At 40.4% G+C, this 23,156-nt stretch carries 25 protein-coding genes, 1 pseudogene and 1 riboswitch; of the genes and pseudogenes, 22 read left to right on the forward strand and 4 right to left on the reverse strand.

The window, feature by feature from the left end:
* The first annotated feature begins 144 nt into the window (after positions 1-144).
* The 17 genes and pseudogenes from BCU91_RS14690 (at position 145) to BCU91_RS14765 (ending at position 14,403) form a co-directional block, all read left to right on the forward strand.
* Positions 145-675 carry a curlin gene (locus tag BCU91_RS14690; RefSeq protein WP_102531777.1) on the forward strand — a complete coding sequence of 177 codons (531 nt, stop codon included), beginning with the start codon at positions 145-147 and terminating at the stop codon, positions 673-675.
* Between the two features lie 33 nt (positions 676-708).
* Entirely contained in the window at positions 709-2,292 is a 1,584-nt protein-coding gene (locus BCU91_RS14695) for a curlin (RefSeq protein ID WP_102476408.1), read from the forward strand.
* 129 nt (positions 2,293-2,421) lie between these two features.
* Positions 2,422-3,054, forward strand: coding sequence for a LuxR C-terminal-related transcriptional regulator (locus BCU91_RS14700; RefSeq protein WP_102439587.1), 633 nt, complete (start codon positions 2,422-2,424; stop codon positions 3,052-3,054).
* Positions 3,051-3,704: a curli production assembly/transport protein CsgE gene (locus BCU91_RS14705; protein ID WP_241901032.1), complete on the forward strand. Its 654-nt coding sequence runs from the start codon at positions 3,051-3,053 to the stop codon at positions 3,702-3,704. The genes BCU91_RS14700 and BCU91_RS14705 overlap by 4 nt, the downstream gene beginning before the upstream one ends.
* Before the next feature lie 15 nt (positions 3,705-3,719).
* Positions 3,720-4,127: a curli assembly protein CsgF gene (locus BCU91_RS14710; protein WP_102439588.1), complete on the forward strand. Its 408-nt coding sequence runs from the start codon at positions 3,720-3,722 to the stop codon at positions 4,125-4,127.
* Between the two features lie 2 nt (positions 4,128-4,129).
* Positions 4,130-4,981: a CsgG/HfaB family protein gene (locus BCU91_RS14715; protein ID WP_076536135.1), complete on the forward strand. Its 852-nt coding sequence runs from the start codon at positions 4,130-4,132 to the stop codon at positions 4,979-4,981.
* A gap of 554 nt (positions 4,982-5,535) precedes the next feature.
* On the forward strand, positions 5,536-5,892 hold the full coding sequence (gene hinT, locus BCU91_RS14720) for a purine nucleoside phosphoramidase (RefSeq protein ID WP_102439590.1): 357 nt from the start codon (positions 5,536-5,538) through the stop codon (positions 5,890-5,892).
* 10 nt (positions 5,893-5,902) lie between these two features.
* Positions 5,903-6,286, forward strand: a pseudogene (locus BCU91_RS20725) (PaaI family thioesterase); the annotation flags it as partial.
* Between the two features lie 171 nt (positions 6,287-6,457).
* Positions 6,458-6,928: a PaaI family thioesterase gene (locus tag BCU91_RS20730; protein ID WP_347230783.1), complete on the forward strand. Its 471-nt coding sequence runs from the start codon at positions 6,458-6,460 to the stop codon at positions 6,926-6,928.
* A gap of 88 nt (positions 6,929-7,016) precedes the next feature.
* Positions 7,017-7,406 carry a YcfL family protein gene (locus BCU91_RS14730; protein WP_102531778.1) on the forward strand — a complete coding sequence of 130 codons (390 nt, stop codon included), beginning with the start codon at positions 7,017-7,019 and terminating at the stop codon, positions 7,404-7,406.
* 158 nt (positions 7,407-7,564) lie between these two features.
* A riboswitch (TPP riboswitch) is annotated at positions 7,565-7,673 on the forward strand.
* A gap of 148 nt (positions 7,674-7,821) precedes the next feature.
* Positions 7,822-10,008, forward strand: a complete 2,187-nt coding sequence (locus BCU91_RS14735) for a TonB-dependent receptor (RefSeq protein WP_102531779.1) — start codon at positions 7,822-7,824, stop codon at positions 10,006-10,008.
* A gap of 170 nt (positions 10,009-10,178) precedes the next feature.
* On the forward strand, positions 10,179-10,439 hold the full coding sequence (locus BCU91_RS14740) for a hypothetical protein (RefSeq protein WP_076536145.1): 261 nt from the start codon (positions 10,179-10,181) through the stop codon (positions 10,437-10,439).
* A gap of 40 nt (positions 10,440-10,479) precedes the next feature.
* Positions 10,480-11,130, forward strand: coding sequence for a nicotinamide riboside transporter PnuC (gene pnuC, locus BCU91_RS14745; protein WP_102439594.1), 651 nt, complete (start codon positions 10,480-10,482; stop codon positions 11,128-11,130).
* A gap of 14 nt (positions 11,131-11,144) precedes the next feature.
* Complete coding sequence (locus BCU91_RS14750) at positions 11,145-12,155, forward strand: phosphotransferase (RefSeq protein ID WP_102531780.1); 1,011 nt, start codon at positions 11,145-11,147, stop codon at positions 12,153-12,155.
* A 44-nt stretch (positions 12,156-12,199) separates the two neighbouring features.
* Positions 12,200-13,048 carry a DUF6279 family lipoprotein gene (locus BCU91_RS14755; protein WP_102531781.1) on the forward strand — a complete coding sequence of 283 codons (849 nt, stop codon included), beginning with the start codon at positions 12,200-12,202 and terminating at the stop codon, positions 13,046-13,048.
* A gap of 80 nt (positions 13,049-13,128) precedes the next feature.
* On the forward strand, positions 13,129-13,716 hold the full coding sequence (locus BCU91_RS14760; RefSeq protein ID WP_102531782.1) for a DoxX family protein: 588 nt from the start codon (positions 13,129-13,131) through the stop codon (positions 13,714-13,716).
* Positions 13,717-13,854: 138 nt separating this feature from the next.
* Positions 13,855-14,403 (forward strand): NAD(P)H nitroreductase, encoded by a 549-nt coding sequence (locus BCU91_RS14765; RefSeq protein ID WP_102439615.1) that lies wholly within the window; start codon positions 13,855-13,857, stop codon positions 14,401-14,403.
* 187 nt (positions 14,404-14,590) lie between these two features.
* Here the strand turns inward: BCU91_RS14765 and BCU91_RS14770 are convergent, their stop codons facing one another.
* Together BCU91_RS14770 and BCU91_RS14775 are read right to left on the reverse strand one after the other, a co-directional pair.
* A complete protein-coding gene (locus BCU91_RS14770; protein ID WP_076536156.1) occupies positions 14,591-14,797 on the reverse strand; it encodes a hypothetical protein in 207 nt (68 codons plus the stop codon).
* A gap of 202 nt (positions 14,798-14,999) precedes the next feature.
* A complete protein-coding gene (locus tag BCU91_RS14775) occupies positions 15,000-15,689 on the reverse strand; it encodes a glutathione S-transferase (RefSeq protein WP_102439598.1) in 690 nt (229 codons plus the stop codon).
* Between the two features lie 290 nt (positions 15,690-15,979).
* On the opposite strand from BCU91_RS14775, the gene BCU91_RS14780 reads away from it, so the two are divergent.
* The 5 genes from BCU91_RS14780 (at position 15,980) to BCU91_RS14800 (ending at position 20,139) form a co-directional block, all read left to right on the forward strand.
* Complete coding sequence (locus BCU91_RS14780; RefSeq protein ID WP_102439599.1) at positions 15,980-16,960, forward strand: rhodanese-related sulfurtransferase; 981 nt, start codon at positions 15,980-15,982, stop codon at positions 16,958-16,960.
* A 248-nt stretch (positions 16,961-17,208) separates the two neighbouring features.
* The gene (gene yegD / locus BCU91_RS14785; protein WP_102531783.1) at positions 17,209-18,573 is read left to right on the forward strand and encodes a molecular chaperone; all 1,365 of its coding nucleotides are present in this window, start codon (positions 17,209-17,211) and stop codon (positions 18,571-18,573) included.
* A gap of 144 nt (positions 18,574-18,717) precedes the next feature.
* A complete protein-coding gene (locus BCU91_RS14790) occupies positions 18,718-19,173 on the forward strand; it encodes a CreA family protein (protein ID WP_102439616.1) in 456 nt (151 codons plus the stop codon).
* Positions 19,174-19,215: 42 nt separating this feature from the next.
* A complete protein-coding gene (locus BCU91_RS14795) occupies positions 19,216-19,698 on the forward strand; it encodes a zinc ribbon domain-containing protein (RefSeq protein ID WP_102519996.1) in 483 nt (160 codons plus the stop codon).
* 9 nt (positions 19,699-19,707) lie between these two features.
* Positions 19,708-20,139 (forward strand): bifunctional diaminohydroxyphosphoribosylaminopyrimidine deaminase/5-amino-6-(5-phosphoribosylamino)uracil reductase RibD, encoded by a 432-nt coding sequence (locus tag BCU91_RS14800; protein WP_102476399.1) that lies wholly within the window; start codon positions 19,708-19,710, stop codon positions 20,137-20,139.
* Positions 20,140-20,272: 133 nt separating this feature from the next.
* On the opposite strand, the gene BCU91_RS14805 is transcribed toward BCU91_RS14800, so the two are convergent.
* Both BCU91_RS14805 and BCU91_RS14810 read right to left on the reverse strand, forming a co-directional pair.
* Entirely contained in the window at positions 20,273-21,754 is a 1,482-nt protein-coding gene (locus tag BCU91_RS14805) for an MFS transporter (protein ID WP_102531784.1), read from the reverse strand.
* A gap of 398 nt (positions 21,755-22,152) precedes the next feature.
* On the reverse strand, positions 22,153-22,869 hold the full coding sequence (locus BCU91_RS14810) for a YrhK family protein (protein WP_102531785.1): 717 nt from the start codon (positions 22,867-22,869) through the stop codon (positions 22,153-22,155).
* Between the last annotated feature and the right edge of the window lie 287 nt (positions 22,870-23,156).

Genomic DNA, 23,156 nt, shown 5'->3' on the forward strand with positions numbered 1-23,156 from the left:
GGGGGGGGGGAGGATTTTATAGCTATTAGTCTATGAGGTTTTAATACTCGAGGTGGATTTAGAATAGATTTTATTGAGCAATACTTTACCCACTGAAAATGTGAAGGGAATTCTCCTTTCAGTCAGTTGTTAAAGGCAGAAAGCATGGACGTATTAAAAAGTAAGTATTTACATCGCTTAACTAAGATAATAGCAATTTCATTTGCCTTTGTCGTCTGTCTAGCTTCTTTTCCTACTTTCAGTCAGTCTGATTTAAGTGATTTTGATGAACTTGCCAGTGGGGCTAATTTAGCTCGAGTTTCACAAGATGGCAGTGATAGTTCATTAAGCTTATATCAGTCTGGTAGCGCTAATCGTTTTCAATCTCAACAATTCGGTTTTAATAATTCAATAAATGTTAATCAGCAAGGCTCGCATCATATTGCAGGCCTTAGGCAGTCTGGTGCCAATATTGAGGCTGAAATCTTGCAGATGGGTTTTGGAAATGCGGTTGTTTCGTTGCAACGCGGAGAAAATTTATACCTCGATGTGATGCAAACAGGAACTGGGAACCTAGCTTTAATTAAGCAAAGTGGTTACGACAATTCGATAGAGATCCAGCAGCACGGGTCTGGAAACGCAGTGGGTGTACTTCAATGGGGAAACTCACAAGATGTTGTGATCACCCAAAGATAATTTATCTAACTAAACGTATAGGGAAAGACAATAATGAAACATTCAAAATTAGCTTTATTAATTTCAGCTGTACTATTTGCTTCAACTAGTGCGCATGCTAGTGATGGTAACATGGCAACTGTGGACCAAGTTGGTAATGATAATTCTGTCATGATTACGCAGCAAGTCAATAGCGAGTCAAATGCAGCAACAGTATCACAATCTGGTGATGAGAATTCTGCAGAAGTGACTCAAGCTGATACTTCAAATACTGCAGCTTTTATTACTCAAGTGGGTAATGGGAATGAAGGGGCAATCTCTCAGCATAATTCAACCGCTACAGCATCAGCGACTATTGATACTGAAGGTAGTTTGAATAAAGCGAATATAGTGCAGAAATATTACAATGCCCAAGCTGCAGAAGCGGCAGTAAATCAAGTGGGTGACAGTAATATTGCAACTATTACGCAAGAAAATGCCGATGGCGCATCATCGACCATCAATCAGTTAGGTGATGGTGATACTGCAGAAATTAACAATTATGTGTCTGACTTTGCCGATGCCACCATTAATCAGTCTGTTGGCACTGGTAATGATGCCTACATTGAGCAGGATAATTCAGATGGTGCAGAAGCGACCATATCGCAGGCTGGAGCTGGCAATACAGGTAGCATATTTCAGCAAACAAATACGCTAACAGATAATGCTTTGGAAGAGACAGTCGCGGTAATTGATCAATCTGGCGATAATAACTGGGCAGATATTGTACAAACAGGCTTGTCGAATGATGCTGCAGTGATGCAAATGGGCAATGGTAACGAGGCATTTGTTACTCAATCTAATTTGAATAATGAGGCTGATGTTAACCAGTCTGGTGATAGCGGTTTGGCTACTGTGATGCAAAGTGGTGTTAATGGTCAAGCTACTGTGGAGCAATCAGACTTTAACCAAACTACAACCGTAACTCAGTCTGGTGACGGTCAAATGGCATTTGTTAATCAAAGTAATGCCAATAATACTGCCACGGTTACCCAAAGCGATATGAGTAACTTAGCGACAGTCAATCAAGCTGGTAGCGGTGATACTGCAACTGTTGTTCAAGCAGGTATTTCAAACGAGGCATTGGTTACTCAATTGCCTGATAGCGTAACAAATACAGTATCTGTATACCAAACTGGTGATGATAACTATGCTGGTGCAAAAACAGGATATAACGCCAACAACACTATTACTATTACTCAAACCGGTAATAGAAACTCTGTGACTGATAACGACAATGCAACTAATTCTTATGGGACCGGTTTTGGTGCGGGTGCATGGGGAAGCAATAATGTTGTCAATGTGACGCAAACTGGTGATGATAATAGCGCTTATGCCGACGGTGCAAGTACTGGCTCAATGGTTGATATTGTACAGGTAGGCAGCTTGAACGAAGCTATTGGAGAGTCTTGGTTTGGTTCAACTAATGACCTTGATATTAGCCAAACGGGCACAGAGCACTTTGCTGATGTTTATATCATTGGCAGTACAAATGTTGTTGCAGTAACACAAACTGATATGGGCAATACTTCGTCAGTGACCACCTTTGGTGATGGTAACTCTGTGACCATTAATCAAGGCGCAGTGATGATGCCATAGTAGTACAAAAGTATATTTAAAATAATTTAAACACTCTTTTGGCTAATAGTATATGTCAGGTTGGCTTGCTAACCTGACTTTATACAATTTCTACAGGTTTGTTTAAGTAATAACATGGAGTGAAGGGTGATGTTTAAAGTTATCAATTGGATGATCGTTTCTCGTTCGCAATTGCTTGTTGACCTACTTGATTGTCGTTGGCCCCAAGAGTTTTTGGTCAAGCTAGCTAAAGCAACTCCAGCAACTATGAGTACTAAATTAAATTCACATGAAATCTCTTTAGTGGTGTTTGATTTAGCTACCATAGATTTACAACAAGCTTATCAATTACAGCGTTTAATCGAACGCGAACACAGCTCGGTGAAAACGGTATTTATTAATTTCCCCAAACAAGTTGATGCAAAATTTTTGATCCACCCAGCTACAACGTTTGGTGTATTTTACAGTGATGCTGAACTTACCGCTATTAGCAGTGGATTTAACGAAATACTTAAAGGTCGCAGCATTATACCCCATGATTTACATAAATCAGTCACTGGTGATGAAGCTGACGATGATAGTGAGCATTTAACCATACGTGAAAGAGAAGTACTTCAAGCGTTACTGGCTGGCAGTACAAATTTGGATATCGCCAATCAATTGTTTGTCAGCGAGAGTACAATTAAAACTCATTTATATCGCGCTTTCAGAAAAATTGGGGTATCCAGTCGCGGTCAAGCAATAGCTTGGGCACAGACTCACATGCATGAGGTTAGAGTATGAAAAGCATCTTATTGATGTTTTTTCTGTTCATCTTTTCAAGTCATGTCATTGCCGCTGGTAATTCAGTAACAAAACCTTTAGTTACTGAATCAAGGTTATCTACAGAGTCAACACTAGATATTAAATCAACTTTAGTGACTGAACCTTCTTTAAAGCAAATCAGCACTAAAAATAAACCGCCAATAGATCAAAGCCACGCAGAAAAGCTTAAGAATGCCAAAGAGCCAACAACGTCAGCGACAGATAAGAATATTCAAAAAGCTCCCAAAACTAAGCCTATTAATATTAATGATGCCGTCCCTAAGGATGAAGCTGATTTAATTGATGGGTTAATCTTAAACCGTGCGATGACCCGACTCGGCCATCGCTTTTACCGTGAATTTGTCGCGGCATACAGAGATATTGGTGGCGAGTCTAAACATACCGGGCTCACCGTTATTGAACAAGCTACAGCAAGAAGTGGTAGCAAAATATTAATACAACAAAACAGAAAAACCGTTTTTGTGACTTTTGTGTCGCCTATTAGTCGGAATATAGATGACCAAGCCAATTATGCCGCTAAACGCGTTAACTCTGCGGTAGTTAAGCAAAATGAACAAGCCGTTTTAGGAGCGTTGTTTGACCCAGATCTCGCACCTGACGAATTCTAAGCATGGAAAGCCAAAATGAAAAAAATAACATTTACTTCAATATTGCTCATTCTTTCAGTTGATTGCTTTGCCACTCAACTTATTTATCAACCAGTAAACCCAGCCTTTGGTGGCAGCTATTTAAATGGCTCATATCTACTGGCTAATGCAGCTGCGCAAAATGACCATGAAAGTAGTGGTGGCTCAGGTTATGTGGCCCCAACAGCATTAGAACGTCTCTCAAGTTCGTTACAGTCTCGGTTGATGAGCCAACTTTTTAATGATGCCGCCAATGGGGGGGAAGGTTATCTATTAACTGATGATTTTGAAATTAATGTCGTTAATGAAGACGGCTCATTGATTGTTCATATTACCGACGTATTAACCGGTGAAACCACCATTATTGAAGTTGGCGGTATTGTTGATGACAGTGTCGGGGGTTAATAATGAAAAAATTAATTATTAGCTTGTGCCTACTATCTTTAACAGCTTGCTCATCAATTGATGAAGAATTTGAAAATATAGATGCCACTTCAAGTTTAATGCCTAAAGGTGAAACTTATTACGATCTAACCAGTTTACCTTTTCCACAAGGTGCGATGGTTGCTGCAGTATATGATTTTCGCGATCAAACAGGACAATACAAGCCCATTCCATCAAGTAACTTTTCAACGGCAGTGCCACAATCCGGTACGGCATTTTTAGCCCAGTCACTTAATGATTCAGCATGGTTTATACCCGTTGAGCGTGAAGGACTGCAAAACCTATTAACAGAACGTAAAATTTTACGGGCAGGACTTAAAGGTGATGCCAGTAAATTACCGCAACTTAATAGTGCGCAGGTATTAATGGAAGGTGGCATTGTTGCCTATGACACAAATATTAAAACGGGCGGTGCTGGAGCACGGTATTTAGGCATTGGCGCTTCAGGTCAATACCGAGTCGATAGCATTACCGTTAATTTACGCGCTGTGGATATTCGAACTGGCCGATTACTCAGTAGTGTTACCACCACCAAATCGGTGATATCAAAAGAAATTACCGCGGGTGTATTTAAGTTTATTGATGCACAAGATTTGTTAGAGGCTGAAGCGGGTTATACTTCCAATGAGCCTGTGAGTTTATGCGTAGTCGCAGCCATTGAGAGCGCTGTTGTGCATCTTATTGCCGATGGCATTTGGAAAGGGGCTTGGAGGCTAGGGGATGCCACTACAGGTTTGCAAAATACTACCTTGCAAAAGTATTGGTTAGAAGCCCATAAAGAAGCGCAAGTCAGTGCCAGAATTAAGCGTGGCTAATTATCCGTCCTGAATAAATAGCCCCTAATTAACAGTCCCTTATGTTTCAATCACGATAAAGGTGCCAATGGCGCCTTTTATGTTTTCTGGGGGTAAACTTCTAGATACACAGACGCAGCCTTTAAGGCGATAACCACATAAGCAGCTTAGCTTTCATTATGTGGTGATCAAAAAGATGCCTAAGAAGTCTAATTGCATAAGGTTTAAAGGTAACCACCAAGAAATATAGCGCTTTTTTTAGCGACTTCAATGTTAATTGCTGGGGATACTTCAAATAAATCCCCTTTAGCATTGATAACAATGATGTGATAATGCCTAGATAAACTCTAAGTAAGTGAGCGTTGCTATAGTTAATCGAGCTGTCAAAATTGGCTTGATAGTGCCAACAACATTCAACAGTGATTAATAGCAAAGTGTTAAACTTGCTTGGCTTAAGTGACAAATGCAGCAGTAGCTATTATATAGTTAAGCAAGCGCTTAGTTGGCTGCTTGATTAGCGCATTCAACAATGATTTTCACTACTTCGATTATAATAACCAAAAGGATGATCAATCATGGCTGAAGAAACCATTTTCAGTAAAATTATACGCCGAGAAATTCCTGCCGACATTTTGTTTCAGGATGAGCTCGTCACCGCTTTTCGCGATATAAACCCACAGGCACCAACACATATTCTGATTATTCCAAACCATTTGATCCCCACAGCCAATGATGTAAAAGCATCTGACGAACTGGCATTAGGGCGAATGATGACAGTTGCGGCAAAGCTGGCTGATGAAGCGGGTATTGCACAAGATGGTTACCGCTTAATCATGAACTGTAATAAACACGGTGGCCAAGAGGTTTACCATATCCATATGCATCTACTTGGCGGTAAGTCACTTGGGCCAATGCTAAGTCGGTTGGATTAATACTAATAACATGAAAATAAACAGTGATTTTTTTCCGTTAACCGGCGTAGCAAGCCGATTTGTTAATCAGCTTGCCCATTGCCGTCGATTGAATATTAGTGCGTTAGAAGCCAGTGAACATCACGTATTACTGGAGTTGCCTTATAGCCAAGATATCATTGGTGACCCAGATACTGGGGTGATACACGGCGGTGTGGTGACTACGATCATTGATACCGCATCCGGCACTTCTGTTGTATGCGCTATTTTAGAGAAGTATAAATCCTTAGAAATATCGCCAACCTTAGATTTACGGGTTGACTACATGAAACCGGCTGAGCCAAACAAACCGCTGTATGCATTTGCAGAATGTTATCGTTTGTCGGCCAATGTGGCGTTTACCCGTGCGATTGCTTATCAAGACAGTATTGATGATCCTATTGCGCATGCTGTTGGCTCATTTATGCGTATTAGTCCAGAAATGGTGGGTGAAGAGTTTAGACAAGCTTTGATGGGCTGCGCTGATGAAGCAAGTGCAGTCAATTCAGCTGCTAATAACCAGCCTGACACTCAAAGTGTTGAAGTTATGCAGGCAGGCAATGCCAGTTTAACTGTGGGCGATATTAATGTTCATGATGTGGTTAAGCGGGCCATTGATTTAAATGACTATAGTTATTTATTAGAGAAAGTCCCTTATACCCAATTTATCGGGATGAGTGTTGATCGCTTTGGTGATGAAATGGTATTTAAGCTGCCAACTAAAGATGACAACATTGGTAATCCTATTCTGCCAGCCATACATGGCGGGGTTATTGCTGGCTTTATGGAAATGTCGGCGATTGTGCAGTTAATGGTATTTATGCAAGCTAAGAAAGTGCCAAAAATTATCGATTTTTCAATTGATTATTTACGTGCGGGTTTACATCAAGATACGTTTGCTGAATGTAAAATTACTCGTCAAGGACGCCGAGTTGCTAATGTTAGCATTAATTGCTGGCAGAAAAATCGTAAGCAGCTAATTGCTACTGCGAGAGCGCATTTCTTGCTTGATCAGTAGAAGTAACACACAGTTGATGCATAGATGAGCAAGCTGTTTGACACTGAGCCGACCATTTATTTTTAATACTTAAAAAAAGGAATTAATGATGACATTAAGAGTAATAATGATATCGCTAGCGTTAATGCTATCAGCCTGTGCTAATCATACCGCGGGAGTCATGGTTAGCTCTAATAGCGAAGTGAGAGTTGATAATAATTCTTTTGCGAGAAAAGTCGCTGTTGAGCAAGTCAATGTCAGAACGCAAGCGGATTTATTGCAAGGTTCTGCATTAATCATTAGCAAGGTGTCAACGGATTTAAGGTTGCAATATAAGTTTACTTGGTTTGATGTTGGTGGCTTTACCATTGAAGATGAAGCAAGCAGCTGGAAGTCATTAAAGCTACATGGCAAACAACAAATGCAGGTTAGCGCCGTTGCCCCTAATGCCAATGCAAGCCGTTTTGAAGTATATGTAAGAGAAGCATTCTCTAACTAAGTGTATCTTTTAAAATATAAAACACGCTTAATTGCGTGTTTTTTGTTTTATAGGCTTAGCTAATCATAAAAATATCTATGTGATAATTTTTTGTACTTAAATAGTTAATAAAAAGTGCCTGTTAGTGCTGTTGCACAGATGAAGGATAGTTTATAATCCGCCGCGCCAAGGGGTGTTTATCGTGTTGATAAACTGAGATGTCTAAAGACAAACCCTTAGAACCTGATCCGGCTCATACCGGCGTAGGAATAGGCTGCATGCTTTGCCGTAAATGTTAGTCATTAACTCAGTCATAAACCAAGTCGTAAACGAAAAACGACACCAATTTAATAACTGATAATTGTAATGACAGTCATGGATGCACATAACTAATTCACTATGCTTGCCGGATCTCAAAATTATAATTTGAGGTCCTATGTCTGTAATAAAATCTAAATCGCCACTAGCGATTGCCATTCTTGCCGTTTTATCCACTTCCGTTGTCGCTCAAACAGAAAATGTTGAACGCGTGGCGCCCGCTGCTGAAAAAATGGAAGTCATAGTGGTTAACGCTGACTTTAGTAATATAGCGCTAGAAAAAGTGCCATCCAGTGTTACCGTCATCGATAGCCAACAATTGCAAGATGAGGGCGCTCAACATTTTGAAGATGTATTAAACTCTATTGCTAATTTTAACTGGTCTGGCGGCAGCTCTCGGCCAAAGTATTTCCAAATTCGTGGTGTGGGTGAGCAAGAAGAATATCAAGGCGCGCCAAATTCTTCTGTTGGCTTCATTGTTGATGATATCGATTTATCTGGGATCGGCATGGTGTCGAGCATGTACGATATGCAACAGGTTGAAGTTCTTCGTGGCCCACAAGGTACACAATATGGCGCCAATGCGTTAGCGGGTCTTATATACCTTAAAAGTAACGATCCCACCGATGTGTTTGAACATGGCGCACAAGTCTCTCTTGGTGACGATGACTTACAAACCTTCTCCGGTTTTAGCTCTGGCCCAATAACTGACTCTGGTAAGCTACTTTATCGGGTGTCTTTAGAGCAACATTCGCAAAATGGTTACCGCGACAATACTTATCTAGAGCGTGAAGATACCAATGGCCGTGATGAATTCACCGCCCGTGCTAAATTGCGTTGGTATGCTGCAGATGATGTGCAACTGGATTTAACCTTTTTACATGCTAATTTTGATAATGGCTATGATGCCTGGACGTTAGATAATAATGGCTTTGAAACTATTACCGATAAGCCTGGTGTTGATGCGCAAAAGACCACTGGTGCTGGCTTAAAAGCCACATTCAGCAGTTTTGAAAAGTTCGAACTCACCTCGTTAACTTCATTTGCACAAACCGATCATCACCATAATTATGACGGCGATTGGGCCAACCCTGATTACTGGGATTCGAAACAATGCAGCATTTATGATGATGACTGGAACGTGATTGGGACTGAGCCATGTGTTTATGATTACACCTGGGATAAACAGGGTGAGCGTAAAACCGTGTCACAGGAACTTCGTATCAGCTCAAACGAAGCTGGCCGAATTTTTAACGATTCGACTGATTGGTTAATGGGCTTATATGGCATGAACCTTCAAGAGGATAATGACTTATATTCTGAATACAATGGCTGGCCAGATGAAGTGCTGCAATCGGAATATGAAGCGACCAACTATGCTATTTTTGCTCAAACCGATACCCAGTTTAGTAATGGTTATGTATTTTCAGCTGGGGTTCGTTTAGAGCGCCGAGAAAGTGAATATTCAGACAGTAATGGTGATAAATTCTCACCTAGCGAAAACATGTGGGGTGGTCATTTAGCGCTATCTAAACCCATAAACCAAGACCATAATACCTATCTGCGTATTGCTCGCGGTTACAAAGCGGGTGGCTTTAACATGAGTTTGCCAGCTGAATTAGCCGATAAAAAAGAGTTTGATACTGAAATCTTATATAACTACGAGTTAGGGCTCAAATCTTCGTGGTTACAAGGTCAATTAGATACCAACTTGGCATTCTTCTATATGGATCGACGCGATCAGCAAGTGGCGGCATCACAACAAGACCCTGATGATCAGCAGCGCTTCATTCTATTTACCGAAAATGCAGGTAGTGCTGAAAACTACGGCGCCGAAATCGACTTTACCTACTATGCCACCGATAACATTCAATTCTACGGTAGTGCAGGTTGGTTAGAAGCCACCTATGGTGATTATCAATACAAGGATAAATATGGCAATGTCGTAGATTTAACAGGTCGAGAGCAAGCCCATGCGCCAAAATTTACTTATAGCGCAGGCATGAGCTATGTCAGTGATTCTGGCTGGTTTACCAATTTAAATGCTAGCGGTAAAAGTGATTTTTACTACTCTGATAGTAACGAATCAAAGTCAGACGCTTATACTATTTTCAATGCTCGAGTGGGTTATGAAACACAAATGTGGTCAGCGTATTTATGGGGCCGCAACTTATTTGACGAGCAATATGGCACCAGAGGCTTCTACTTTGGTAATGAACCAGACTTAGATTGGGCCGATAAGCAATATGTACGTTTCGGCGATCCACGTCAGCTAGGTATTACCTTAAACGTCAAGTTTATGTAGCTTGACTGCAAACTATGTTAATTAAAGGGGGCTGTTAACCTGTTGGGTTACAGTTGATTTATTTAATAATAACAATACTTAACACTAAATTGCCGTCATGTTTTGAAAAGTTTTTTACCTTAAACTTTGATAGACTATGACGGTATTTTTATCACGATTAAGGAATTTCCATGAAATTGACTGCCGAAATCAGCATGTATCCATTTAATGAAAACTATTTAGACCCGATAAAGTGGTTTATTGGCCGAGTAGATAGCTACCCTAATATTGAACGTAAAACCAATGCGATGGCGACTCAGGTGTGCGGTGAATACGCAGATGTGATGGCCATGCTAGCAACCGAAATGGAAGCGGCCCATCAAAAATGGGGCAAAGCAGTATTTGTATGTAAATTTATTGGTGGCGAGCTTGATTTAAGCCACACCGAATAACCTGTAAATTCATCATAGTAATGAAATAGTAGCCAACGTTATGTTATCTGAGATCGTTCAATCAATACAAATTGCCATTACTGAAGTGTCTGTAATGACAGGCTGGGAAGCTGTTGCAGTGATTCTGGCAATTGCGTATTTGATATTAGCCATGAAAACCAATATTTGGTGTTGGGCGGCAGCCTTTGCCAGTACTGCCATATACACAGTGCTGTTTTGGAATGTGTCATTGTTGATGGAATCAGTGCTAAATGTATATTACATGGCGATGGCGATTTATGGCTTTTGGCTGTGGCGCTATGGTGCTGACAGTCGTCATCAAACTGAACTGCCAATTATTAGTTGGTCTCTAAACAAACACTTAGTGATTATTGCCGTTACTAGTGGTGTATCCTTGATTGTGGGCTACTTAATGGCCACAAATACAAGTGCTTCGTTTCCATATCTTGATGCATTAACAACCTGTTTTGCGGTGATGACTACTTATCTAGTGGCGAAAAAGGTAATAGAAAATTGGTATTACTGGATGGTGATTAATTCGCTATCAATTTACTTATACCTTCAAAAAGGTTTAATGCTAACTTCTGGTTTACTTATCCTGTATTTATTTATGGCTGTCAGCGGTTACTTTATGTGGCGTAAAAAAATGCTGCAAAATCATGCACCAGATGATGCAGCCTTAGCAAGCTAATGGCTATTTAGATAATGAGTCACTTTAACCCATGGCAATGGCTACCTGCGGATATTAAACGCCAATTACCGAATATATTAGCCGATAAGATTGAAGCAGATTGTCATGGGGTTAAAGTGTTATCTGATGGATTAAGTAACCAAAACTTCCATATAGCCTTAAGTGATAGCGATTGGGTATTACGGGTTAATCAAGATAATGCCCCGTGGTGTGAACGAGACAACGAAGTGAGCAGTTGGCGCTTGGTTGAAGCCATTAATCGGGCGCCTAAATTAATTTGGCTTAGTGATGATAAACGCTTTTACCTAAGTCAGTTTATACCTGAAAATAATCACTTATGGTCAAATTATGTCGCCGAGTTTAGTTTTTATGATAACAAGCGCCCACAGCAGTCGGTGTTTGCGGCGCTAGACCCTGTTGCTCACCTACTGGGGTTATTAACCCCGCTATCAAAATTACCTTTGCCGACGAAACAAATTACCATGACTCAGCAATGGCAAGTTTATGTAAACTCATTATCTGACTTAGGCAACTCAATTGCTGATGCAAGCGTCGCAAACAAAGGCGATGCTGATGAAACTCAGGCGTTAGTGACATGGCAGCAGCTTTATCGAAAATTAACCAGTAAATATGCCCAAATGGCTATTTGGCTTGAACAACTAGAAACCTGCGTGATTTCGCCGCAGTTCTGTCACCGAGATTTGTCGCCGTATAATTTACTGTTTGATGGTAAACAACTTAAGTGTATTGATTTTGAATATTGCGCTGCCAGTCATCCGCTGTTTGATTTAGTCGCCGTGGTGGTGACGCATCAATTAACTCAAGAGCAAGTAAAACAACTGACGGAAAAATATCTACAACATCAGCTGAATTTGACTTATGATTGTACTGACTACCTTGCTGAAATGGCTCATTGCTTTTGGCTATTTGCCGCAGCTTGGGCTTTAATGATGGCAGCTAACCAGCAATTATCTCCTCAGCAATATTTTAACTTATTCAACAAATACCTATCTTTAGTGCCATAAGGCTATTATTCTTAACTTATGCTGTTTGTAGGGGAGAATGACCGTTGAAAAAGCCATTAATTCCAATATTACTTGTTATCTTTTTAGCAGGATGTTCCACCAAATTTAGTTACTTCTTTCTCGACTGGGCCATTGAGTGGCGCGTTGATGAATATGTAGAATTAGATAAATCTCAACAAGCTCAATTTGATAAGCTGCTAGATAAGTTTTTGCTTTGGCATCAACAGCAAGAATTGGCTCGCTATAGCGAGCAGCTGCAGCAACTTTCCGACAATATTAATAAACACACGCTCACCATTGAAATTTGGGAGCAACAAGTTACTGCAGCTAAAGCCCATTGGTTTCGTGTTTTTGAATTTTTACTACCCGATTTACTACCTATTATTACTAGCTTAAGCGATCAACAAGTTAAATCTATTATTACTCAGCTTAAACTTGATAATGATGAATTAAATGCCAAGTATGCAGGAAAAAACCAACTAGAATTAGTCGCCGATGCCAACAAAAGAACCATCAATCGGGTTGATGATTGGTTAGGAAGCACCACAGCAGAACAAGAAGTGTTAATTAAAGCGTTTAATCAACAGCGTTTAGCAACCCTTGATATGTGGCTAGAGTATCGACTTGAATGGTTACGTCAGTTTGAAACTGCGCTGAGTCAACGAGATGATACAGCCTTACTTGAGCAGAGAATGCGGTTATTAATGACCCAGCCAGATGAATTAAAATCGGCAATCTATCAGCAAAATGCAGATAGAAATACTCGATTATTTGGTCAGTTAATGATTGAAATTAATCACAGTTTATCCAGCAAGCAGCGCCGTCATTTAAACAAAAAAATAGTCACGTTAATTGAGGATTTACAAGATCTGTCTGACGATGTGGAGCGTTAATTTATAGCTGATGTAAATAGATGAAATAAAACTTGTTATTCCAAGGTCTAATGATGTAATTATCGCAGCAAGGTTAAGGAATTATCATGGTGAACCTATATCAGCAATTTTTAAGTTTATTAAGGCACATTGAAGGCATAGCACCACTGGCTTTGCGACTTTATTTAGCCCCAGTATTAATGCAAGCAGGTTATAACAAGTTATCTAATTTTAGTGACACAGCGGCTTGGTTTGGTAATCCTGATTGGGGTTTAGGTTTACCTATGCCTGAAGTCATGACAGCATTAGCTGCGGGGACAGAGTTGTTTGGTGGGGTGTTACTACTGATAGGCTTAGCTACACGTTTAGTGGCCATCCCTATGATGGTAACCATGTTAGTTGCGGCGTTTGCGGTGCACATTAATAATGGCTGGTTGGCCATTGCTGATGCCAGTTCCTGGCTTGCTAACGATAATGTCACCGCTTCTGCTGAAAAGCTTGCTGCGGCTAAAGCACTTTTACAGCAACATGGTAATTACGAATGGCTCACAAGCTCAGGCAACTTTGTTATTTTAAATAATGGTATTGAGTTTGCCATAACCTATTTCATAATGTTGCTTGCGCTGTTATTTATGGGCGGAGGCCGATATACCAGCGTGGATCACTTTATTGCCAAGCGTGCTAGCTAGCGATTAATAACCTCATCTAACAATTTATCATGACATGTAAAAATCCCACTTTAATGTGGGATTTTTGTTAATATTCTTGAGAGATTAATTATCGGCGTGGACATGTGTCTGCGCAATGAAAAGACAGGGATTTTGCAATTGGACGCTTCAGAATTATTACTTACTCGCCAGTCAACACCTCGTTTAACAACGCCTGCGCCGAATGAACAACAATTGGACTTCATTCTTAATGCTGCTGCCAGAGTGCCAGATCACGGCGCTTTAACCCCTTGGGAATTTATTATCGCCACTGATGCAGGGTTAGAGACCTTAGCAGAGATATTTGTTACGGCGGCTAAGTCTAAAGGGGCGGATGAAACCTTTTTAACCAAAGTGAAAGGGATGCCACACCGAGCGCCAATGGTCATTACTGTCGTCGCCAAAAGTCAGTCACATCCTAAAGTGCCATTATTAGAGCAGCAGTTAGCCGCGGGCTGCGCCACCATGGCAATGCAACAAGCAGCGTTTTCTTTAGGATTGGGCGCAGTTTGGCGTACTGGTGACTTTGCTTTTAACGCGATGGTTAATCAAGGTTTGGGTATTGCCGCTGAAGATCAAATCGTGGGCTTTTTGTATATCGGCACCCCTGCGGTTAAAGCGCCGCTTAAACCGTTAAAACCAGGCCGACAATTCGCTCGATATTTATAACCTGTTTCTATGAAGTGGGCTTATCAACTTAATTGCTGAGCTCGAGAACAGTGCTAATTATAAAGGCGATCAAAAGCGTTAATAAAAATATAGTGACTCCAGTTGTGGAATCACTATATTTAATATTTTTAAATAAAAATGTTTGAGTTACCTAGGTCGGTGACTTTGCTCGTTATAATTAAATGTCTTAGTCGCTTGGGTCTAATGCATCTAACGGCAGCAAGTTCTGATATAAGTAATAGCCTAACGGGCCTAAAAATAGGCTTATTGTTCCCCATAGATAACGTTTAACGTTATCGATCTTTGCTGCTGTGTTAATCGCGCGGTAGCAAAACATAATATGCAATACGATTAACAGTGGTATGAGCACAAGCACCAAATCCATTTGTTCCATGTCTACATCCTTGGTCACTGCATGAGAGGATTACCTAAGCTTAATCCTATTTTGGAGATTAGCTGCTTAATCACTATAAAATCCATCTTATAGTTGACTTAACATAGCGCATTTACAGTACTTTTATCAATCATATATATGAATAACTATACAAAAGATTGATCTGTTGTTGCTAATATAAGCAGTTAGTAATATATCGACGCTATTTGAGGTAATGTTGCTGGGTTAAATCATCTAACCAGAGAGAGTGTTTTTTCATAACCATTTTAAATAAATCACTTTCTAGATGGATTTTGAGCCATTGTTTTACATTTTTATATGGGCTTTGCTGGAACCAGAGCTTATTAACATGTGCAAATTGTCTTACAAACGGAAAAATAGCGTAGTCAGCCATCGAGGGTGAGTCTGACAACAGTTGTTTATTATCAGACAGCTTTTCTTCTAAAATTTCAATGAATTCACAGGCTTTAATGCGGTAATACTCTTCAGGATACTCAAGGTGTCTATCAGCATACTTGTATTTGTCTAGCCAAGGTTTAAATTGAAAATCATTCAATTCAATCAGATCAATTGCTGCTTTATCGGTTATAGAGCAGACTAAGCTTACATAAGCACTGTTGCATAAATATTCAGTATCAGCACAAGAATAATGACTTAATACATACTTGAAGATATCAATGCTTTCGTCTAATACTTTAGGACGATTAATTTGCGGATCATTCAGTACTAATACTGGTACTGTGCCTTTTGGCGACAGCTTTAGCATTTCTGCAGGTTTATTACGTAACTCAATTTCTCTTAATTCAGGATTTAACGAACTTAAATGCAAGCCTATACGCGCTCTCATCGCATAAGGGCAGCGCCTGAAGGTATAAAGAATAGCGGAAGACATATATAACTAGACCTTGTTATCGTGAAGTAAACAATGAGTGAGCTTATTCTATGTTTTTTATCTGTGGGTGTGTGAACTTTTTGCTTAGGTTGTCGGTTGGTTTTGCGGGTTTGTTGAAACATATGTGTTTACTGACACGAACTGAAGACGCTGCATTACGCCTAGCTATGGTTGTGTGATTAAGTTACAATTTCGCGCCATAATTTGAGGTTGATCACTCTTTTGTGCTTATTTGTCCTTAATCGTTATTAATTGCACTGGAAATTAAGTTCCAGCTAGCGGAGATATTCATGTCACAAGTTGTCGTTTGCGCGTTATATAAGTTTGTTGCTTTACCGCATTTTGAATCAATAAAAGCGCCATTATTAGCCCATATGGAGCAACAAGAAATTAAAGGCACTTTATTACTGGCCAGTGAAGGTATTAACGGCACAGTAGCAGGCTCGCAACAAAGTATTGATAGCCTGTTAGCCTGGTTGGCGTCACAAGATGGCTTAAATGAAATTGTGTATAAATTATCCTTTGACGACAACATGCCATTTTACCGCACCAAAGTGAAACTCAAGAAAGAAATTGTCACTATGGGGGTTGAAGGGATTGATCCAAGGGAAGTGGTAGGGACATACGTTAAACCAAAAGATTGGAACAAACTGATCTCAGATCCTGAGGTGTTATTAGTCGATACCCGTAACGATTATGAAGTACAAATCGGCACCTTCAAAAATGCAGTTAACCCTGTAACTGAAACCTTCAGAGAGTTTCCTCAATACGTCAAAGAAAACCTCGATCCAACTAAGCACAAAAAAGTCGCCATGTTCTGTACCGGTGGCATTCGCTGTGAAAAATCCACCGCTTACCTTAAAGAGCAGGGTTTTGATGAGGTGTATCACCTTGAAGGCGGGATTTTAAAATACCTTGAAGAAGTGAACCAAGAGCAAAGCCTGTGGCAAGGTGAGTGTTTTGTATTTGATAATCGGGTGGCGGTAAATCATGATTTAGATAAAGGTATTTACGATCAATGTAATGCTTGCCGCATGCCAATCACACAAGAAGAAATGCAGACCCCAGCTTTTGTTCAAGGCGTCAGTTGTCCACACTGTATCGATAAAATTTCAGATGAGCAGCGTCAACGTTTTATTGAACGTGAAAGACAGGTTCAACTGGCTAAACAGCGTGGCGAAGCCCATATAGGTAGTGACGTTAAACAAGTTATTCAGCAAAGACGTCAACATAAAGAAAGCGTGAAGCTAGCCCAAAATGAAGCTAAATAATTAGAGTCACTAAAGGTCGATTAAGCCAGTTTGATGAAAGCATCCATTGTCATGTGGGTGCTTTTTGTATTGATTTTAGCTTTTTGAGGCCGATGTTATTTTTACTGTGCCTAAACAAGTCATTATTATAAATGAAACAGGTTGCTGGATTTAGCAGCGAAAGATTTGTTATTGCTAAAGTGAATAACAAATCTTAATCAGCTTATGTTATTTTTAGCATTGATCTAGAAATATAAAGTTGGAAGTTAATGTTTATTGGTTTTGATTACGGCAGTGCAAACTGCTCAGTGGGTATCGAGCAAGATGGTCAGGTGACACTTATTCCGATTAATGGTGATAGTTGTTTCTTATCTTCAACCTTATATGCCATGGATAGAGAACTTATCGCTGAAGCTGTTTATCACCGCATTGCGGATGAGTTAAAACCACAATATGGCCACTTGCGTTCATCGCAATTAAGCCGCGCCAGACAAGTCCGCCATGAGTTGGATATTTACCCAGACGAGCAAGTGGTATTTGTTGGTCCAGAAGCAATTGAAGCCTATTTGGAATTACCCGATGAAGGTTTTTACGTCCGGTCACCAAAATCATTTTTAGGCGCTAGTGGTTTAAGGGTCGATCAAGTGGCGTTATTTGAAGATATTGTCACCTTAATGATGCTTGAAGTGATGTCTCGGGCTAAAGCAGTAATTAAAGAGCCGATCACCAAAGCTGTCATTGGCCGACCTGTTAACTTTCAAGGTGTTGGCGGTGAGGAAAGTAATCAGCAAGCACAAGCTATTTTAGAAACAGCGGCTAAAAGAGCAGGCTTTGAACAAGTAAGCTTTTTATTTGAACCTATGGCTGCTGCGATGGATTATGAAGCGTCAATGACGTCCCACAAAACCGTACTAGTGGTTGATGTTGGCGGCGGCACCACCGATTGCTCTATGGTAAAAATGGGCCCAGAGTTACAACATAAAACCGATCGTAGTGATGATGTGCTTGGCCATAGTGGTCAGCGTGTTGGCGGTAACGATCTTGATATTGCCGTTGCCATGAACTGTTTTATGCCGCATTTAGGCCTAGGCTCTACATTAAAAAATAACCTTACAGTACCGCGACAACCATTTTGGAATGGCGTTGCTGTTAATGACATTAGTGCTCAGCGAGAATTTGGCTCTATTGCGACGGCTAAATTAATTGACGAACTCATTAAAGATGCCGAGCAACCAGCGCTTCTTAAACGACTTAAATCATTACGCTTGCATCAAATGAGCTATCAATTTGTTCGTCAAGCAGAGCAGTGCAAAATTGGCCTGTCACAGCAGACAGATTTTGATACAGATTTATCCTTTATTGAAGCGAACTTTGAGATTAATGTCTTACAGGATGCCTTTGAAGCTGCAGTTCAGCAACCTGTTAGCAAATTAATCACTATTATGAAGCAAGCTGTTGAGTCAGCAAGCGCCGAGCCTGATGTGGTTTATGTCACTGGCGGCACCGCAAAAAGTCCGGTGATCCACGAATGTATTTCAAGCCAATTTAGTGAAGCAGAAATTATTGTCGGCGACCATTTTGGCAGTGTAACCAGTGGTTTAGTGCGTTGGGCGGGTAAAGTTTTTCAGCACTAATTTTTTTAGCTGTGATTTAACTGTAAGCATTTAAGCATAAGCCAGTTACAACAGGTGTTATTAATCGTGTTGTAGCCAGTAAGGATAAACATCAATATGGTTCGAGCAATGATTCAAAACACGCCGGTAAATAAAATAACTGCAATGGCCTTAGTGCTAGGGACTAGCTTATTAACCATGAGTTGCAGTGACGATGTTGGCAAGGTGAGTTTAGGGATGTTTACCACCAAAGACATTAAACTTAATAAGATGGTTGACCCACTAGTACCTGGGGTAACTTGTCATGTTGCCAGTATCGAAGCGGATTTAAGCTTTTCAGATCCATCCGATTCATCTATTTCATGTCGTCAAACCGGTGAAATTACCTCGCAAATGATCGACGCTATTGATAAGTCGGCATCAGGTGAGATTGTATTTAAAAAGTCTAAAAGTATTTTCTTTAAAACTATGAAAATCAGACGTATTTTAGATGCAGAAAATCAAACTCTGATGTATGTGTCTTATTCGACCAAGGAAACATCGGGTAGTTACAAACACAGCTTATCGACGGTGCCATTATGGGGCACTAAAGCTTATCAACAGCCACAAGCGGCGTACTAGTTTTTAAGCTAACTCACACGATTATTAGCATGAGGAGGGTAAATGGATTGTCCTTATTGTAAACAACAGCTTCATGTTGACGCACTAAAGTGTGGCCATTGCTTAGAATATATATCTGATCATATTTGTCCAGATTGCCACAGCAGCTTGCCTAAAGACGCTGTGGTCTGCCGCCATTGTCATTATCGATTCAGCCAAATTTCAATCAGTGCGACTGAATTAACCATGGCATTTAAAGCCGAATTATTGGCATCGGTTTTATTTCGATTTAGATTGTTGCCCCAAGAAATTGAAACTGATGTGGATAAAATTTGCATTAATGCACCGGGGCTATTTCGTTTATGGAATAACACCGATGAAGTACCGTGGAATAAAGTTGCCGGATTTAATTATCGCAGCGGCATTATTTGGGATCGCATCGAAATTGAAACCCGCGGTCAAAAGCCCAGTGTCATTTTGGGCTTGTCAAAGCAAAATAGTGAGCAGTTACGAAAATTACTGCAATCTATTGTGAATGCTAATTAAATAATCTAGATGGATTACGATAAAAAATTTATGCTTCAAGCATTAAAGCTATCTCAGTCAGCTTTGCCTCAATGCCAGCCCAATCCGCCTGTGGGCTGCGTTCTTGTTCGCGATGAACAAGTTATTTCTCAAGGTTACACCCAAAAGATCGGTGGTAACCATGCTGAAATAGAAGCGCTAAATGCGTGTGTGGGTGATTTGAGCACAGTGACAGCCTACGTAACCCTAGAACCTTGCTCATTTGTTGGTAGAACTCCGGCTTGTGCTTCTGCTTTAGTTAAATCAGGTATAAAAAGAGTAGTCGTCGCATGTTTAGATCCTGACCCAAGGAATAGTGGAAAGGGTATCCAGATGCTGATGAATAAACGAATAGAAGTAGATATTGGTGTCGCTTCTAAAGAAGTAAGTGAGTTTTTAAAACCTTATCTTGGAAGGTCATAATTCATTTATGAGAATCTAATATTTTAGACTTTAGCTATATGTGGTTATGTATATACAGCACACATATGACCCTCATGACAGTCAATGGGTTAGCCATTGACTGTCGCGTTACAAATATAAAAGTCATTGCTCGTTAAACAATAGGCTCAAGCACATTGTTATTTGCTGTATCGTGTTGTTCAGCTTTCCGCAGCATAACCGCAATCAGTTTTGAACACAGTAGAGCGACACCAATCATCACGACCGCCATGATAGTTAACATTTGAAAATAGTCACCATACATGTTTTGGGCGATGTCTTGGGTCAAGACTTGTCCTTTTTCAAGGGCAATATGAGTTGATAGCACTGCGCCCACAATCCCACTTAAAGCGATTCCCACTGAAAATAGGCTAACAGAAAAGTTTTCAATATGTGCGGGGGCAACAGACAAAATAAATGCCACTACCATTGAGCCGACAATCACTTCAGCAAGCGCTTGAAAAAAGTGCACTGCAAAAAAGACTTCAGGTCTAATGGTGACATCTGGGCCGATGTTTGAGATGAAATAGGTTAATATCCCAAATGCGATAGCTGTCATCACAAACGCCACCGACACCTTGGTTGCAGTCGACAGGTTAATGCCTTTTTTCTCTAAGGCAGAAAAAGCCATGGCGACCACAGGACCGCCAACCATACACCAGAGTGGGTTCATCGCCATTGCCGCTTCTGGTTGCAGTGGAATAAAGCCAAACAAATTGCCGCTCAGGGTATTAATGGCAACAATGTTCATTGATGTCATCATTTGTCCGTAATACACGAAAAAGCAGGTCGTTAAAAAAGTGGCAATTAAAATGGTGCCCATTCTAAGTTTTTCTGCGTGACCTACCTGAAACATCAAAGCAATGAAGTAACCAATTGCCATTAAGCCAATGGCATAAACGATATTTTGTCCAATTTCCATATTTGAGAACATGAAAAACACTAGGCCAACCATGGCGAAAGAAATAACAGCAAAGCCAAACCAGGCTTTAATTGATAGTGATTTTTGATCGATAGGTTTTCCTAAAGCTGAAAAAGGCTTTTTGAGCACCACAAGAACGAATAGGGCAACAGCTGCTAATATGGCAGAAAGCATGAAACCGCCAGTAAAACCAATATACAGAATTAACATCGGGAACAAATACTGCCCAGCAAAGGCGCCAATATTATTGACCGAGTAATTGATTGGGAAACCTTGTTCAAACTCTTTTTGAGAGTTAAATGTTCTTCTATAAAGGCTCGGGTAAGATGGCGACATTAACCCGCGGCCATAACTAGCGAGTGCTATACCAGCCATTGCGGTAGGGACATGTAATGAGGATGCGCCCACGACCAGTAGAATATAACCGGTAACAAATGCAGCATAACTAATGGTGAGTGAGCGATAAGCACCGAGTAATTTATCGGCGATAAAACCGCCTGCAATAGCAAATAATGGCCCGATAGCGGCGAATGCGCCGACAACCATCATGGTCTCGGATTCACCGTAATTGAGTTCTTCTAGAAAAAAGCGCGTAAGGCTGACGAGCACGCCATAAAAAGATAAGCCAAAAAGCATTTGGCAGACCATCATCGACTTGTTGAGTTTATTCCACATTTTTTAGGCCCTGATATTTGTATGTCGCTAACGACAATTGCCCACGAGCACTGTGACTCATGAGAGAAAGGTCGTTGTTCACACCTTGATTGCAGCAAGGGAATTGAGGGAAATTAGCAATTGTTTGATGAACTTCTGAATCGCTTATGTAGGACGCGACCCTACAAAAAGGGCTAAGGATTTTGATGCTGACGATCCAAAGTGATTGGCTTAAAATAGCGTATAGGTTGATTAATTCAGCAGTGACGCCATGGGGGCATTATAAAACAGTCACATAAGCTATTTTCATTGAGATATTTACTGACGATAAATCAGCTTGATGCCATAAAGCCGCACAGCACAGAGCACCTAGGGTATTGAAGCAAGCTTAGATATTTGTTTGATTAAATTAATAGGCTTTACACGTCTGGATGATTTTTCAGCGCATTTTGCACCAGTAAATAGGCGCGCCAGTAATTAAATATGCCACCTAGAAAGAACAGGATACTGCCCAGCATATATTGCCAAGCAAGAAAGTTGAGAATAAGCAGGTGATCATTTGGCGATTCAAAAGCCCACAGATAAGGGATAGAGGCCATACCATAGAGAACTGAGCCGACAATAAAGGTGATTGCTGTTAGGTTCATCAATTGCAGTAATTGCACCGATTCAGCCTTGATAATCAGTAACACATTGGCTGCAGCGCCAAGCACAAACAATGTGCTGCCAATGATAAACAACCAAGTGCCGAGGATCAGATCATCAACCGCAGGGAAATAAGATATTCGGCCAAAAACAAAACATAGGGTACCCAGCAGATAACTGATACCTGCAAAATATTCTAATTTTAAATCAATCCCGTGGGATAGCTGGCTTTTCCAATGTCGCCTGATCTCAGCCATATCGTGAACATTAACCGCTAAGTAAATCAGTGAAGCGGCAAGAAAAAACCAACCGCCAATATGGGCATATTCAGCCCGACTTGGGAAAAAAAAGAAACTGCCAATAACAAAAAGAATACCACCGACTTTATAAGCTATCGCATTAATGGTTTCCCAGCGAAACTGTGCTCTAAGTTCTTTCTTATTTGCAGTCAAATTAAGAATACGTCGACGATTTGAAAAAATATGCGGCATGTTATTTTTGTCTCAGTTTAAGGAGGTTTTTGTTTTAGTTTTGCTCATAATCTACAAGCACATCAATAAATGTGTTTTACTGACGTTTGTTTAACCTAGGTGCCTAAGCGTCTAAATTAACACTTCGATTTAAAAATTCTGCTACAACTGCCAAAGGATGATAAACCACAGCTGTGAATAAGTGAAATATTCAACTCCACATCAGCCTAATTATAATCGCTAGTTACATTTATTGTTAAAACGAGTTGTCGCGACAAGAGTTGGCGGTTTGGATACAAGAAACCCTT

This window comes from Shewanella sp. 10N.286.52.B9 (assembly GCF_002873635.1).
In the GTDB taxonomy this organism is placed as follows: Bacteria; Pseudomonadota; Gammaproteobacteria; order Enterobacterales; family Shewanellaceae; genus Shewanella.

Coding starts and splice junctions, on each gene's coding strand:
- BCU91_RS14690 (WP_102531777.1), top strand. CDS start 145: ATGGACGTATTAAAAAGTAAGTATTTACATCGCTTAACTAAGATAATA.
- BCU91_RS14695 (WP_102476408.1), top strand. CDS start 709: ATGAAACATTCAAAATTAGCTTTATTAATTTCAGCTGTACTATTTGCT.
- BCU91_RS14700 (WP_102439587.1), top strand. CDS start 2,422: ATGTTTAAAGTTATCAATTGGATGATCGTTTCTCGTTCGCAATTGCTT.
- BCU91_RS14705 (WP_241901032.1), top strand. CDS start 3,051: ATGAAAAGCATCTTATTGATGTTTTTTCTGTTCATCTTTTCAAGTCAT.
- BCU91_RS14710 (WP_102439588.1), top strand. CDS start 3,720: ATGAAAAAAATAACATTTACTTCAATATTGCTCATTCTTTCAGTTGAT.
- BCU91_RS14715 (WP_076536135.1), top strand. CDS start 4,130: ATGAAAAAATTAATTATTAGCTTGTGCCTACTATCTTTAACAGCTTGC.
- hinT (WP_102439590.1), top strand. CDS start 5,536: ATGGCTGAAGAAACCATTTTCAGTAAAATTATACGCCGAGAAATTCCT.
- BCU91_RS20730 (WP_347230783.1), top strand. CDS start 6,458: ATGCAGGCAGGCAATGCCAGTTTAACTGTGGGCGATATTAATGTTCAT.
- BCU91_RS14730 (WP_102531778.1), top strand. CDS start 7,017: ATGACATTAAGAGTAATAATGATATCGCTAGCGTTAATGCTATCAGCC.
- BCU91_RS14735 (WP_102531779.1), top strand. CDS start 7,822: ATGTCTGTAATAAAATCTAAATCGCCACTAGCGATTGCCATTCTTGCC.
- BCU91_RS14740 (WP_076536145.1), top strand. CDS start 10,179: ATGAAATTGACTGCCGAAATCAGCATGTATCCATTTAATGAAAACTAT.
- pnuC (WP_102439594.1), top strand. CDS start 10,480: ATGTTATCTGAGATCGTTCAATCAATACAAATTGCCATTACTGAAGTG.
- BCU91_RS14750 (WP_102531780.1), top strand. CDS start 11,145: ATGAGTCACTTTAACCCATGGCAATGGCTACCTGCGGATATTAAACGC.
- BCU91_RS14770 (WP_076536156.1), bottom strand. CDS start 14,797: ATGGAACAAATGGATTTGGTGCTTGTGCTCATACCACTGTTAATCGTA.
- BCU91_RS14775 (WP_102439598.1), bottom strand. CDS start 15,689: ATGTCTTCCGCTATTCTTTATACCTTCAGGCGCTGCCCTTATGCGATG.
- BCU91_RS14780 (WP_102439599.1), top strand. CDS start 15,980: ATGTCACAAGTTGTCGTTTGCGCGTTATATAAGTTTGTTGCTTTACCG.
- yegD (WP_102531783.1), top strand. CDS start 17,209: ATGTTTATTGGTTTTGATTACGGCAGTGCAAACTGCTCAGTGGGTATC.
- BCU91_RS14790 (WP_102439616.1), top strand. CDS start 18,718: ATGGCCTTAGTGCTAGGGACTAGCTTATTAACCATGAGTTGCAGTGAC.
- BCU91_RS14795 (WP_102519996.1), top strand. CDS start 19,216: ATGGATTGTCCTTATTGTAAACAACAGCTTCATGTTGACGCACTAAAG.
- BCU91_RS14800 (WP_102476399.1), top strand. CDS start 19,708: ATGGATTACGATAAAAAATTTATGCTTCAAGCATTAAAGCTATCTCAG.
- BCU91_RS14805 (WP_102531784.1), bottom strand. CDS start 21,754: ATGTGGAATAAACTCAACAAGTCGATGATGGTCTGCCAAATGCTTTTT.
- BCU91_RS14810 (WP_102531785.1), bottom strand. CDS start 22,869: ATGCCGCATATTTTTTCAAATCGTCGACGTATTCTTAATTTGACTGCA.